This window comes from Mangrovibacterium diazotrophicum, assembly GCF_003610535.1.
Taxonomy (GTDB): Bacteria; Bacteroidota; Bacteroidia; order Bacteroidales; family Prolixibacteraceae; genus Mangrovibacterium; species Mangrovibacterium diazotrophicum.
Genome location: NZ_RAPN01000001.1, coordinates 191,186 through 204,537, shown reverse-complemented (window position 1 = coordinate 204,537; position 13,352 = coordinate 191,186). Strand labels below are relative to the sequence as shown.

Sequence of the window (13,352 nt, the reverse complement as noted above, 5' to 3'; positions counted from 1 at the left end):
TGTTTTGTTGCCATATATTTTTACTAAATTCGGAATCGGAAACCGGTACGAATCACGAATTGTCAACTATGAGTTCAAGCAATACCCGGGAAGCAAAGAAAATCAAGCGCTCAAAAATTCTCGACGTCAGCCGGATTCGGGAAAACCGAACCATCATTCTGCAAGGCATCCTGGCCTTTTTGTTTATTGCACTGGCCCTGTATTTCATCAAGCACGAGAAGACGGAACTGTCGCAGGTAAAAACAACACTGCAACACGCCTCAGTTATCTGGGTACTAATCGGAATCTCTATTACGAGCTTTTTTATTTTCCTGCAGGGGGTGATGTACCAATACAGTTTCCGTGCGGTGGGCGAACGCGTGACTTTGCGCAGTGCCATGCTGTTGTTTGTGAAACGAAATTTTATCAGCGTATTTTTGCCGGCCGGGGGGATTTCGTCACTGGCCTTCTTCACGCGGAGTATTGAAAAGCAACAGGTTTCGAAATCGAAAATCCATGTCGCCTCCTCCATTTATGCTTTTGTGGGTATCCTGTCGGTCGTGATTGTGGCCATTCCGGCGCTGGCTTACTCGCTGTTGATTAACAGCCTTTCGTCCAAAGTGATTTACACCTTTGTCGGACTGCTGCTGCTTGTCGGTGGCATCGTGCTTGCTGTTCGTTCGGTCACCAGCGAAGGATGGTTGTATCAGCTCATCGTGAAACTGCATCCACCTTTCGAAGCCCAATATGCCGAATTAAAGGCCATTCGGTTTAACCGCAAACATTTTATGCGTACGGTGCTCATCTCCATTGTTATCGAGTTTGTGGGTATTGCGCACCTGCTCATTGCCATGCGTGCGCTGGGGTATCCGCTGTCGGTCGAAGGAGCAATAATCGGCTACATTGTTTCGGTGATGTTCCTGCTCATCTCCCCGTTCCTGCGCGGGCTGGGCGCCATCGAACTGTCGATGGGTTTCATCCTCACCCGCTACGGTTTTTCAACCCTCGAAGCTGTTTCGGTCACCTTCCTTTACCGTTTTTTCGAGTTCTGGCTGCTGCTGTTCATTGGCGGATTCAGTTTCGTGTTTGTCCGCAACAACATTTTGTTGCGCATCGTACCGGTTGTACTCACCTTCTCTCTCGGCTTGGTCAACATTGCGTCGGTGCTCACGCCAGCCATTCATTACCGGTTACACTTGCTGCTCGATTTTCTGCCGTGGTACGCGATCAACCTGTCGAACTATGCCGTGTTTGTCGTTGGAATTTTCCTGCTGCTCATTTCCGCCTTTTTGCTGAAGGGTGTCCGGTCGGCCTGGTACATCACGGTTGTCCTTGCAGCCATTTCGGCGATAGGCCACCTCACGAAAGCCATTGATTATGAAGAAGCGTCGCTGGCCTTGTTTACCATGGAGTCGTTGCTCCTCACACGCCGCCAGTATTTTGTGCGCAGCAATCCCAAACTGGCCAATATTGGGATCAATGCGGCATTCATTGCTGCCGGAGCAATGTTGTTGTACGGCGTCATCGGCTTCTATTTTCTCGATAAGCAACATTTCAATACTGATTTTAGTCTGGCACAGTCGCTTCGATACACCATTCAGAACTTCTTCTTTTATCAAAGCGATGCACTGGTTCCGGCTGATAAATTCGCGCTCAACTTTTTGTATTCGCTGAATGCAGCAGGCGGCCTCACCATTGGCTTTCTGCTTTACACCCTGGTTCGCCCTTACTTTTTCGAAGCCAAAGCTGAAGAACATGAGCGGGAAGCGGCACTGGAACTTGTGCAAAAGTACGGCCACTCACCGCTCGACTACTTCAAAACCAATTACGACAAAAGCTTTTTTTTCAGTGCCGAAGGTGAAGCTTTTGTGGCCTACCGCCCGGCAGGGAATTACGCCGTCGTACTGGAAGACCCCGTTTGTGCCGACACCGAGAAACTAGCGATGGTCATTCGCGAGTTCGATAGCTTTTGCACGGCCAACGGCATGAAGAGCCTGTTTTACCGTGTGTCTGAAAGTAGCCTGCCCGTCTACGAGCAATTAAAAAAGAAAGCATTGCTGATTGGGCAGGAAGCGGTACTCGACCTAACAACGTTTACCATTGAGGGCAAAGCGAAGAAGTCCATTCGCACCTCGTCCAACAAACAGAAAGAATTGGGATTGGTCGCCAAGGTTTACGAGCCACCATTAAAAGCAGGTTTGCTGCAAAAACTGAACGCTGTCTCGGTGGAATGGCAAAAGGAACGGAATTACGACGAGCTGGTATTTTCGCAAGGCTTGTTCGATACCGATGAGCTAAAAAAGCAAACTGTGATTACCGTCGAAGATGCAGAAGAAAAAATTCTCGCTTTTGCCAACATCATCCCCGACTACCAGCCGGGCGACACCACCTACGACCTGATTCGCAATGCCAAAGACAGCCCTAACGGCTTGCTGGAGTACCTGATGGCCGAACTGTTTTTCTACCTGAAAGACAAAGGCTACAAAACAGCTAACCTGGGTTTTGCCGCCATGGCCGGCATTGAAGAAGGTAAAAACTTCCCCGAACGCGGCATCCGTTTTGCCTACGAAAAAATGCGCTCGTTTGCACACTACAAAGGCCTGAAGGAATTCAAGGACAAGTTCGGACCCGAGTGGCAAAACAAATACCTGATTTACACCAACGACTACGACCTGTTCAGCGTTCCCGCAGCATTGAAAAAGGTTGTGAAACCCTGAAACCACTCTTTTGCAGATTGATTCCAAATTGCTTCGAACTGAACTATTCTTCATTTATGTTTCGTAATTTGAAACGTTTTTGAGAAAGACAAAGGGCGACTAAAGATGATCTAAATGCATCCTCAAACAAAACTGCCAGCGCATGAAACAACTAAAATATTTTCTAATTAGTTTGCTAATATTGACCAGTTTTGCTTGCAAGTACAAATGTCCTGGTTTTGACGAATCCGAAATGAAATGGGTTCCTTACTCGATCGGTGAAACACTAAAATACACAAACAAAAGCGATACAATCGAATTAAGTGTGGTCGATTATTACATGACCGAGCCATATTCATTTAGAGGCGTCCTAATTATGGATGTTTGGTGTGAAGCCGAAAGTTACTATTCAACCTCACAAGCAGATAACGGCTACGAAATACGCGAGGATTACAGTGATAACTCTGATAATTGGGGAATGAACGTCAACATTACCAAAAGTGATTTTTTCAAGTTCCACATCCCTAGCCAAAGCTCTCTTGCTGATTCAATTAAGGTTGCATACATGCAAGATACTTTGATCAATGGTTTTCAATATTCAGAAGTATTTGTTATTTCGAAAGATACTGCCAATCTCTCGCCCAGGATCTCGTATTTTATAAAGGCAGCCGACTTAGGAGTCATCGAGTTCTACGATCGCAAATCGCAACAGAAATGGAATCTGGTAAATGAATAGCTTATACCTCTAAAGCAGATTTGTATGGATTGTCACCTCCAAATATTTTATTCAAACCCAAAAATAAGACCGAATACCTCATGCCCTTCGAATTAAAGCAAACTGTCCCTTGGGGACGCACTTTAGCTGAATATAAAAGCCTATTCAGCCTAACTGAATCTGATCTGGATAAACGGATCATCAGCTTTGGCGACGGACCGGCCAGCTTCAACAAGGAAATGACTGCGCAGAACAAACAGGTTGTATCCATTGATCCTATCTACCGGTTCTCCGCTTCGGATTTGCGCCAGCGCATAGCCGAAACCAAAGATGTCGTTCTGAAACAAACCCGAAACAACCTCGATAATTTCGTTTGGACGAAGATCAGGAATATCGACGAGTTGGAACGCACTCGGCTGTCGGCCATGAACGATTTTCTGGAAGATTTTGAGAACGGTAGAAAGTCAGGCCGATACATCAACCACGAGCTACCCAATCAAACTGTATTTGAAGATCAATCGTTCGACCTGGCACTCAGCTCCCACTTCCTGATTTTATATGCGCAGCTGGGATTTGAATTTCACCGCGCCTCAATTACCGAAATGCTGCGGGTTGCCCGCGAAATCCGCATTTTCCCGATCCTGGATCTGGACGCCCAAAAACCAGCACTGCTGCATGAACTAATTCACCATTTTGAAAAGGACTTCCTCGTCCATATTGAAAAGGTTGACTACGAATTTCAGAAAGGCGGCAACGAAATGCTGATCCTAAAACAGAAATAGGACAAGCAGATAGACCAACGCCCTGCCCCACAGAAAGAGCTACCGGAATTGTACAACTTTTTCCTCGAATTGTGCAAAGACTAGTGTCGCATATAAGATACTTTTACAGTCTACTTCCATTAAAACTCCCGACACCCAGGGATCCCAACCTTATGAAAGGCTAATCCCCAACATCTGTGATTAGGCGATCTGTCCAACGATTCTAATATTGAATATTAACCGACAGGTCACAGTCCTCATTGTGGATGACATCTATTCGTGCTGTCTGCAGGGAAAAATGCCACAAAATTTAGTCAGAGAGAAAGGAAATTAATCATGAAACGATTATCACTTATTATATCACTCATCGTCGGGGGCACTTTCCTGATGCAAACGATCGACGGCACTGCAATTACAACCGCCATTCCGCAGATGGCTGAGGATTTTGGTGTGAGCACTGCATCAATGAGCATGGGCATCACGGCTTACGTTATTATGGTCGCTATTTTTATTCCGGTCAGTGGCTGGGTGGCAGATCGCTTTGGTGTCAAAAAGGTGTTTAGCGCAGCCATTGTTGGTTTTGTGCTGAGCTCTGTTTTGTGCGGCTTTTCCAATTCGTTTCCTACATTTATTGCATCACGGGTTTTGCAGGGCATTGCTGGTGCTTTAATGGTTCCGGTCGGACAACTGGCTGTGCTGAGCCACACCGATAAGAAAGACCTGGTTACTGCAATTGCACTGATCACCTGGCCGGGACTTATCGGTCCTATTTTAGGGCCTTTCATCGGTGGCTATTTCACGACCTACCAATCGTGGCACTGGATATTTTTCATTAACATCCCCTTAGGTGCCATTGCCTTGTTATTGGCATTCAAGTATATTCCCAGCCGCACCGAAACAAACCAGCGAAAACTCGACTGGAAAGGATTTTTGCTGAGCAGTCTGGGCCTGCTGAGCCTGATACTGGTATTCGAATTGACAGCAGAAGAACTTACCGGGAAACTGACTATTTTGGCCTTGTTTCTGCTGTCTGCAGTTCTTATTGGTTTGTCGGTATGGCGCTCCATCAACATTGATTCGCCGCTGATCGATTTTTCGGTTGTGAAAATAAAAACCTTTCGGGTCAATATTCTCTCCGGCGGCCTGATCCGTATTGTCATGAACACGGCTCCCTACCTGTTACCGCTGTTTTTTCAACTTGGATTTGGCTTGAATGCCTTCGATGCTGGTCTGTTGTACATGGCCAGCATGACCGGTAACTTAGCGATGAAGCCTGCAACGATCTGGATAACGCGCAAATTCAACTTTCGGGTGGTGCTTATTGTGAACGGTATCCTGCTTGCTCTGGCAGTATTTCTACAATCGTACCTGCAGCCGGAAACGCCCTACCTGATTCTGATCCCTTTACTATTTTTCTCCGGCATGACCCGTTCCATGCAATTTAGCAGTCTTAATACACTGGCTTTTGCCGATGTACCGAAGGCATCCATGAGTCATGCCAATACACTTGCCAACACCATGCAGCAAATTAGCATCGCTATTGGAGTTGCAACAGGTGCAATTCTGTTACATTTAGCAGCTTCCTTTCACAATACAGCGAGCGGACATTACGCCGTAGTCGATTTTCAGCTGGCCTTGAAAATCACAGCAATCATGGCATTGATTAGTGTGGTGGAATATTTTTCAATTAATAAATATGACGGACTGAACGTCAGAAATAAGGAGAAGAATTAGTCGAAATAAATTACTCGTAGTGAGAAAGCCTGATATTGGATTGATGCAGGTATTACGAGTTGAAAAGGGAAAGCAGAAAACGGATCTGGATCTTTGTCAGCAAACAATCATTGTCCATCCACCGAATTATAAAAGATTCTCCCTGCCCGGGTTATCAGAGCAGGGAGAATATGGAATTACTTTTTAGACTCTTCTAATGAAACCTGGCGGAACTCCTTCATAAGTTTACCCAGTTCCAAGCTAGCCTTGCGTGCACGAGTACCTGCAGCTTTGTTACCATTTTCTGATTGTGCAGTTGCATTTTCCTGAAAAGATGCGATCTCGGCATTGATTTTTTCCAAAAGTTCTTTCATAATGTAATTCTCTTAAGTATTTGTTTCCTCAAAAATAGAATTTTATTGATAACTCCAAACTGCTTAACAGCTATTATTCCTTATTTTTCGGGCTTTTCGGGCACTTTTCTACTACAAAAGTCTTGAAATGAACGATCTGCCGAAAAGCATCAAACAAGAGACCTGCCAAAAATCATGTTTTCAGCGAGGCTAAAAACCAACTTTGAACGCAATAAAAGCCGCTCCAATCGCCAGTTTGGCAACGCTCCGGTCTTCTCAAAAGTTGTTTTTCATACCTTTTAGTCTGATAAAGGATACCTAAATGAATAGCCTCCAGATCCTAAATGAATCTGCATTTGATCATTTTCCGAATCAATCCGCGCTTTGAATTCGTCATTCACCGGTTTTGAATTAACAAGCAATTCTTTTCCTTTGGCTTTTGGCAGAACGACAGTTGCTGTTGTATTAGCAGGAATTGAAACATTGTAAACAAAATCATGATCCTCGATTCTCCAGTCGGATTTAATTTCACCGTACACGGAATTGTAGCTAGCTGAAGCATTCGTCAGGTCTCCTCCCACATGTGGACTTAAAATGATGTGCTTGTATCCCGGATTTTGCGGATCGACATTGATCCCCGCCACATAGCTGTATAACCATTCGCCGATGGCTCCATAGGCGTAATGGTTAAAACTGTTCATACCAACATCCTGAAATGTTCCGTCAGTCTTTTGACCGTCCCAGCGTTCCCAGATTGTCGTTGCTCCCTGCGTAACCGGGTACAACCACGACGGGTATTCTTTTCGGTTCAGTAACATAAAGGCCAGATCGGAATACCCATTATCCGACAAAGATTTGCAAAGCAATGGTGTTCCTACAAATCCGGTTGTCAGGTGCCCAAATTTGCTGACATCCTGCACCAAATATGCAGCAGCTTTCGGAATTAAATCTTTGGGCAAAAGATCAAAGGACAGCGCCATAGAATATGCAGTCTGGGTATGCGAGACCAAGCGCCCGTGCGGAGTCACGTATTCCTGAACAAATGCTGATTTAATATCATCCGAAAGGTTTTGATAGTTCGCAGCATCATCTTCCTTACCCAGAAGTCGGGCAGTTTTTGCCAGGATTCCCGACGAATACGAATAGTAAGCGGTTGCAATCAAATCTTTCTCGGTTGTTGCTCCCGGATAGTCTGAATTTGTTGTTGCAAAAGCCAGCCAATCACCAAAATGCCAGTTCTCTGTCCACAAATTATCATCGCCAGCCATGTTATGCATGTAGTCAACCCAAGCCTTCATGCTCGTGTATTGTCGTTCCAAAATCCGCTTGTCGCCATAAACCAGGTACATATTCCAGGGAATGACTGTTGACACATCAGCCCAGGCAGTTGAGCCGCCTTCCCCTTTCAAAACATCGGGGATAACATGAGGAACTGCTCCCGAGGGAAGTTGGTCGGCCGCTACATCACCTAACCATTTTGTAAAGAAAGCTGCCACGTTGTAGTTGAAAGCCGCAGTCATGCTGAAAACCTGTGCATCACCGGTCCAGCCCAATCGTTCGTCACGCTGCGGACAATCAGTCGGCACATCCAGAAAATTGCCTTTTTGTCCCCATTGAATGTTATGTTGCAATTGATTGATCAGTGGATTGGAACAACTAAATGATCCACTTGGCTTCATATCCGAATGAATAACCTTCCCGGTGATCATGCTCAACTCTGCCTCCTTCTTGTAACCAATCAGCTGCACATAGCGGAAACCGTGAAAGGTAAAATGAGGCTCAAAGGTTTCCTCCCCTTCTCCTTTCAAGATAAATTTATCCGTAGCTTTTGCGGCCCGAAGGTTTGCCGTGTAGAAGTTGCCGTCTTTATCCAGTACCTCGGCAAATTTCAGGGTAATCGTATCGCCTTTCACACCTTCTGCTTTCAATTGCACCCAGCCGACCATATTCTGTCCCATATCAAAAACGATTTCGCCTTTTGGCGTAGTAATCAATTTCAGAGGCTTTATTTCGTCACAAACTTTCACCACTTCTCCTTGCGGTGCGATTAAAGTTTCTTTCGTGTAGTCGATTACTGCTGCCGGTTGCCATTTTGCATCATCGAATCCGGCGCTTGCCCAACCTAGTATTTCCAAATTTGCATTGTAGGTTTCGCCATTGTAGATATCAGAAGAAATGATCGGACCGGTAGCCACTTTCCAGCTATCATCCGATTTCACAATCTCACTTGTTCCATCCGTATATTCAATCCGAAGTTGACATAAAAGTGCAATTTGATCGCCAAAATAGTTATTCCCTCTCCAGGCAATGTTGCCCCGGTACCATCCGTCTCCCAAAATCGCTCCGATGGTATTCTGCGATTGAAGCATACCGGTAACATCGTATGTTTGGGATTGCAGTCGTTTGTTATAGCTGGTCCAGCCTGGCGTAAAAAGATCGGCACTCACTTTTTGGCCGTTCAAATAGAGCTCGTAAAGCCCCAAAGCAGTGACATACACCCGTGCTGATTTTACCTTTTTCGCAACAGGGAATTCTTTACGTAAATATGGACTTGGTCTTTCTTTAGCATTTTTCATTACCATGTCACCCGTAATCCAGAATGCAGTCCATACCGAAGGACTCAGAAGCCCCATTTCCCAAAAGGCGGTATCACTCCAGGTACTTGCTTTTCCGTTTTGATCCCAAACGCGCACCTGCCAATAAACACGCTGCCCCGATTTCAATTCAGGACCTTCATAAACAAGATTGACTGATTGGTCAGAATCTACCTTTCCGGAAGTCCACAGCAGATCTCCGTTTGCACTACCGTCGGTTACCCGGATCTCGTAAGCGGTTTGCATCACATCCGTATCGTCTGATAGAAGTTTCCAGCTTAAACGCGGCTGGTGTACATCCAAGCCAATCGGATTGACGTGATATTCACACACCAAGTTTGTGACTTCTGTTTTTGCTAATGCCGGTATGGACAAACCGGCAAGCAACAGGACGAATAGCCAATGCTTCGTCCAAAATTTGGTAATCTTCATTTTGCTGTATTCGATTTTATTATTGAATGTTTGCAGGCTTCTACAAGTTAAAAAAACTGCATGTAACTCACCTTATACATCCGGCGAAATACATGCAGTAACAGACGTTTTCAAGCAAGCATTGCGGCTGTGCTTAAACTTTTTCAATATTATTCTCCGAGTGTGAGGCTCTTGATCAAATCAACTTCTTCTTGCTTGTAAGGCTTTCCGTCCGTATGGAAAATTTCATGGAACCACAATGGTGGTTCTGATCCATCCGAAATCGGCTCATCCCAGGCATACTTGGTATTCGATTTTCCGGCTACCAATCCCCAATTGGTGGCGCCAATATGCTCCTTCTTCAATATTGGCATAATGTTGGTGAATAAGCTGTTGTTGCGGCGAGCCATGTACTCGGTACACACCAACGGACGACCGTACAACTTGAGCGTATCGATTGCTGCCTGGTGCTTTTCCGGCCCTTCGTAGTTGTGATAAGTGATGACGTCAGAATTTTCAACCTGGAATTTATTCAAATCAGACAAAGAGAGATTCCAAACGCCAGCCGACAAGGGTTGTGACGGGCGCACTTCCCATCCCCAATCGAACACTTTTTTCAGCAACGGCATCGAGCGGTTTCCGTAATTCGAGTTGCCAGGTTCGTTGTACAAATCCCAAAGCGCGATACGTTTGTCGTCTTTGAAAGTCGTCAAAACATCTTTCACGTACACTTCCAGCTCATCGACCAAAGTAGAATCTTCGTACAGCAAATCTCCCGGATCGCGTACCCATCCCGAGTTATGTACGCCCGGTTTCGGATCGGGCTGTCTACCGGCGTGGTAAGTTGGATTCCAGCAATCGTCAAAAATTACAAAGATTGTTTTGATACCGTGACTGTCGGCGATATCCAGGTATTTATCCATTCGACCTTTGAAACCGTCCTTATCAACTTCCCAGGCAACGTGGTGGAGGTAAACACGCATGCAGTTCATCCCAATGTTCTCGGCCCAACCCAGCTCGCGATCGATCGTGGCCGTATCAAAAGATTCAGCTTGCCAGGTTTCCAACTGGTTAATGGCGGTACTGGGGTTGAAGTTAGAACCACGCAACCAACCATTCTCATTCTGCCAGGCCTGAGCCTGTTCTTTCGTCCAGATTTTTGCAACTGGTTCCGCTTCTTCCTGCGTCTTCTTCGGTGAATTTTGGCAAGCCGTAAAAGCCATCATCAGTACGACTACACCTAAGTAGATTTTTTTATTCATGTTGTTCATATGCATTAGGTAAATATGTTAGTATACTCAAATTTAAAATCTTAACGGGCTCCAGCTGTATGGTTTTCCCGGGTCGTCTGTTGCCATAGATTCCTGAATCAAGGAACCGCTTTTCGTTCTATAATTGAGTTGGAAGTTGATCCCCATATGCTTGCCAGTCGTGAATTCAGAATGAAACAGGCTTAACGGGATTGCCAATTCTATGAAATAGCTGCTTCCGGATTGAACGACCTTGTAAGCAACACCCGAAACACTTTCAACCGGTTCCCATTCTCCAAACGATCCTTCTTCAATCGAAATGGCACCGTCCCTTTGGCAATGAACCGCAAAAATACCCTGGTGTGGTTTTTCGTAACCTTTCCGTTCGGTATCAAATTGAAAAACAAGCTCATTTGTATTCGATGAAGAATAATCAGTGTCTTCAATCCGGGCCGCCAAGTACAGGTTCTCCTGATCTTTACTCAAGCTAGCATACATGCGCAAAACACCCTTATGCCCAACAAAATACGGCCATTCGCCATCCCAGCAAGCATCATCCAGCTGACCGTCCACGCTAGCCGTTCCCTGGCGAATTACAAACTCAGGAATGACATGCCCTTTGATCATCCATACCTGAACAGAATTCGTAGACCAGGCATCAGTAGAAGTTATTGCTACAGGCGTATTGCCATCGATTACCGCGAGTGAGTTCCACAGCCCTCTTCTTGTAATGGGAATATCGAAAGGAATGGTTCGGTTGCCAAAAAGTAAACCGCTCTCATCGCCTATTTCGACTGCCATTGAAGATAAATCCCACTGTTTGCTCCGATTGAGTGTGGTTTGATAAGAAAGCAACACCTCCCCTGCTTCCAGGCGAGCCAAATACGGAGCACCTGCATAAATGTCATCAGCAAGCCGGTCAGTCATAGGGTGATACGATCTGCGCGAATCATCCGCTGAAATAAATACGTCATTCCAATTGTTTGGTATTTTCTCCCGATAAATCGTTGGCTTGAATTCGCCGACTTTATTGTCCTCGACAGCAACCAGAATTTCGCCTTTGTCTTCCAAAAGAAGAGGCACAGGCATTCCATCACGCCGTCCCGGCCGAAATCCGACCACAACAGGCTCCGCGGCCCAACTGTCTCCGTTGTTGAGCGATCGGAACATGGAAATATTTTGCTCCGAACTACTGGTAAAAAAACCTTCGTTCGCAAAGAATAGCTGAACTTCGCCGCTGGGTAGCTGTACAAACGACGGTTCCCAACAACCATCTTCAAAAATCGACTGTGCCTGGTAAATCTCTTGTTCCTCGTCCCAGCTTTGACCGCCATCCGGACTTTTGCATACTTTGATTCCAAATTTCCGGTCATCCGAGTATGGTTGTCGCGGACGCGGATTACAAGCGACCAACAGCGAGTGATCGGTCAACTCAATCAGATCGGGCACCGCCATCGCAATATTATTTTCGGTCGCAAATATGGTTTGACGCTCTCCCCAGCTGGCTCCTTTATCATCGCTAAAGACCAGTTCAATATTACCGTATGAAGTTTCGTACACACAAACCAGACGCCCGTCATGCAACTCCCTCATTCGAGCATATCCGTAATAGCCTGCAGACTGATCATCAGCCGGCGCAATTTTCACTCGCGTGCTGTAATCCCAGGCAATCCGAATACCATCTATATTTTCGTGAATGGCAGGTTCAGTTTTCGGCACAATGTCATCACCGCCACCGGACGAGCAGGAGGACGACAGGCTGACAAAGCAACCGATCAGCACCGTCAACAATTTCGTTTTTTGTTTTTTATATCCTGGTTGAATCATTTAACTGTCAATTGCATTAATCCTCTTCTTCTATTCCAAAATGCTCGACCAGCTTGTCATACTCAGTCCTCGAAATGGTAATCATGCAGCCGTGGCGAACTTTTGCCGGAAGACTGTACTTGTCCCAATCGCTGTAAAATGTATAGCCAGACGCCTGGAACCAAGGGCCGTTCATATTATCGGCAATGGAAAGCCCATAGGAAACTCCCGGGTACTGTTCGTAGTACATATACCAGATTTTCCCATCTGGAGAAGGAATGAGCATGGGAGCTTCGCGAAAATTCGGGCTGATTGACGGTCCGGGTTCTGAATAAGGCCCCAACAACGACGGGGCTTTCGCGATACGAATCGTTTTCCCGGTCGTCCAGTAAAGCGTGGGGTAAGTTTCATCTTTTAAGATTGCATAGTAGCTCTCCCCGATCTTGCGGATAAACACATCGATTGTTCCCATGTCCCAATCGAATAAACGGGTTGGGTGATCGGAAAATGTTTTCAAATCCTTGGACAGAACGTACAACGTACGTTGGCTGGCCCAATACGTCTCGCCCCCTTCTTTATGCGGCGTGTGCCAGCTGAGCACGTATTGTTTTGAGTCTTCGTCGAAATAAAGCTTTGGGGCCCCAATTCGCTGCAGTGCATACGAATAGTCAGGAGTACTCTTTAAATCCGGGGTAAACGTATTGTACAATTCCCAACTAATCAGATCGTCGGAAACCCAGATGTTGATATCCGGTGAAGCGTCGCTTCTGTTACCAACAATATAATATCTTCCGTCGTGGCCTTTGCAAATATCAGGGTGTCCTTTGTAATCCTCAAACACACGCTTCATGTTGTTGAGTGCATGCCAGTGTAAACCATCCAGGCTCACCGTGTAATACAACCGCCCATAATCTTCGTGGATCATATGCGCAAAAAGATAGGCTTGGTTCACTGCTTCATTCGGATTATCCACTTGTCCCGGTGGATCAGGTTGCTGTGCCCTCACCCTGGTACAAGCAAACAGCAGTAAAGCTGCGTAAAGGAATATTTTAATTTTATTGAAATTCATTGTGT

9 protein-coding genes are annotated in these 13,352 nt (G+C 45.8%); 4 read left to right on the top strand and 5 right to left on the bottom strand.

Going from position 1 to position 13,352, the window contains the following annotated elements; genetic code table 11:
- The first annotated feature begins 68 nt into the window (after positions 1–68).
- From BC643_RS00880 to BC643_RS00865, 4 genes are all read left to right on the top strand, one after another.
- Positions 69–2,696 (top strand): phosphatidylglycerol lysyltransferase domain-containing protein, encoded by a 2,628-nt coding sequence (locus tag BC643_RS00880; protein ID WP_120271291.1) that lies wholly within the window; start codon positions 69–71, stop codon positions 2,694–2,696.
- Positions 2,697–2,838: 142 nt separating this feature from the next.
- The gene (locus BC643_RS00875; RefSeq protein WP_147377097.1) at positions 2,839–3,411 is read left to right on the top strand and encodes a hypothetical protein; all 573 of its coding nucleotides are present in this window, start codon (positions 2,839–2,841) and stop codon (positions 3,409–3,411) included.
- A gap of 80 nt (positions 3,412–3,491) precedes the next feature.
- Positions 3,492–4,172: an SAM-dependent methyltransferase gene (locus BC643_RS00870; protein ID WP_120271289.1), complete on the top strand. Its 681-nt coding sequence runs from the start codon at positions 3,492–3,494 to the stop codon at positions 4,170–4,172.
- Positions 4,173–4,487: 315 nt separating this feature from the next.
- On the top strand, positions 4,488–5,885 hold the full coding sequence (locus tag BC643_RS00865; RefSeq protein ID WP_120271288.1) for a DHA2 family efflux MFS transporter permease subunit: 1,398 nt from the start codon (positions 4,488–4,490) through the stop codon (positions 5,883–5,885).
- Positions 5,886–6,061: 176 nt separating this feature from the next.
- On the opposite strand, the gene BC643_RS00860 is transcribed toward BC643_RS00865, so the two are convergent.
- The 5 genes from BC643_RS00860 to BC643_RS00840 all read right to left on the bottom strand — a co-directional run bounded on the left by BC643_RS00860 (position 6,062) and on the right by BC643_RS00840 (position 13,347).
- Positions 6,062–6,238, bottom strand: coding sequence for a histone H1 (locus tag BC643_RS00860; RefSeq protein WP_120271287.1), 177 nt, complete (start codon positions 6,236–6,238; stop codon positions 6,062–6,064).
- Positions 6,239–6,516: 278 nt separating this feature from the next.
- Positions 6,517–9,243, bottom strand: coding sequence for a glycoside hydrolase family 78 protein (locus BC643_RS00855; protein WP_120271286.1), 2,727 nt, complete (start codon positions 9,241–9,243; stop codon positions 6,517–6,519).
- A 149-nt stretch (positions 9,244–9,392) separates the two neighbouring features.
- Positions 9,393–10,484: a glycoside hydrolase 5 family protein gene (locus BC643_RS00850; RefSeq protein WP_211337943.1), complete on the bottom strand. Its 1,092-nt coding sequence runs from the start codon at positions 10,482–10,484 to the stop codon at positions 9,393–9,395.
- A 42-nt stretch (positions 10,485–10,526) separates the two neighbouring features.
- Entirely contained in the window at positions 10,527–12,299 is a 1,773-nt protein-coding gene (locus tag BC643_RS00845) for a sugar-binding protein (RefSeq protein WP_120271285.1), read from the bottom strand.
- A gap of 16 nt (positions 12,300–12,315) precedes the next feature.
- Positions 12,316–13,347 (bottom strand): glycoside hydrolase family 43 protein, encoded by a 1,032-nt coding sequence (locus BC643_RS00840; RefSeq protein WP_120271284.1) that lies wholly within the window; start codon positions 13,345–13,347, stop codon positions 12,316–12,318.
- Between the last annotated feature and the right edge of the window lie 5 nt (positions 13,348–13,352).

Coding starts and splice junctions, on each gene's coding strand:
- BC643_RS00880 (WP_120271291.1), top strand. CDS start 69: ATGAGTTCAAGCAATACCCGGGAAGCAAAGAAAATCAAGCGCTCAAAA.
- BC643_RS00875 (WP_147377097.1), top strand. CDS start 2,839: ATGAAACAACTAAAATATTTTCTAATTAGTTTGCTAATATTGACCAGT.
- BC643_RS00870 (WP_120271289.1), top strand. CDS start 3,492: ATGCCCTTCGAATTAAAGCAAACTGTCCCTTGGGGACGCACTTTAGCT.
- BC643_RS00865 (WP_120271288.1), top strand. CDS start 4,488: ATGAAACGATTATCACTTATTATATCACTCATCGTCGGGGGCACTTTC.
- BC643_RS00860 (WP_120271287.1), bottom strand. CDS start 6,238: ATGAAAGAACTTTTGGAAAAAATCAATGCCGAGATCGCATCTTTTCAG.
- BC643_RS00855 (WP_120271286.1), bottom strand. CDS start 9,243: ATGAAGATTACCAAATTTTGGACGAAGCATTGGCTATTCGTCCTGTTG.
- BC643_RS00850 (WP_211337943.1), bottom strand. CDS start 10,484: ATGAATAAAAAAATCTACTTAGGTGTAGTCGTACTGATGATGGCTTTT.
- BC643_RS00845 (WP_120271285.1), bottom strand. CDS start 12,299: ATGATTCAACCAGGATATAAAAAACAAAAAACGAAATTGTTGACGGTG.
- BC643_RS00840 (WP_120271284.1), bottom strand. CDS start 13,347: ATGAATTTCAATAAAATTAAAATATTCCTTTACGCAGCTTTACTGCTG.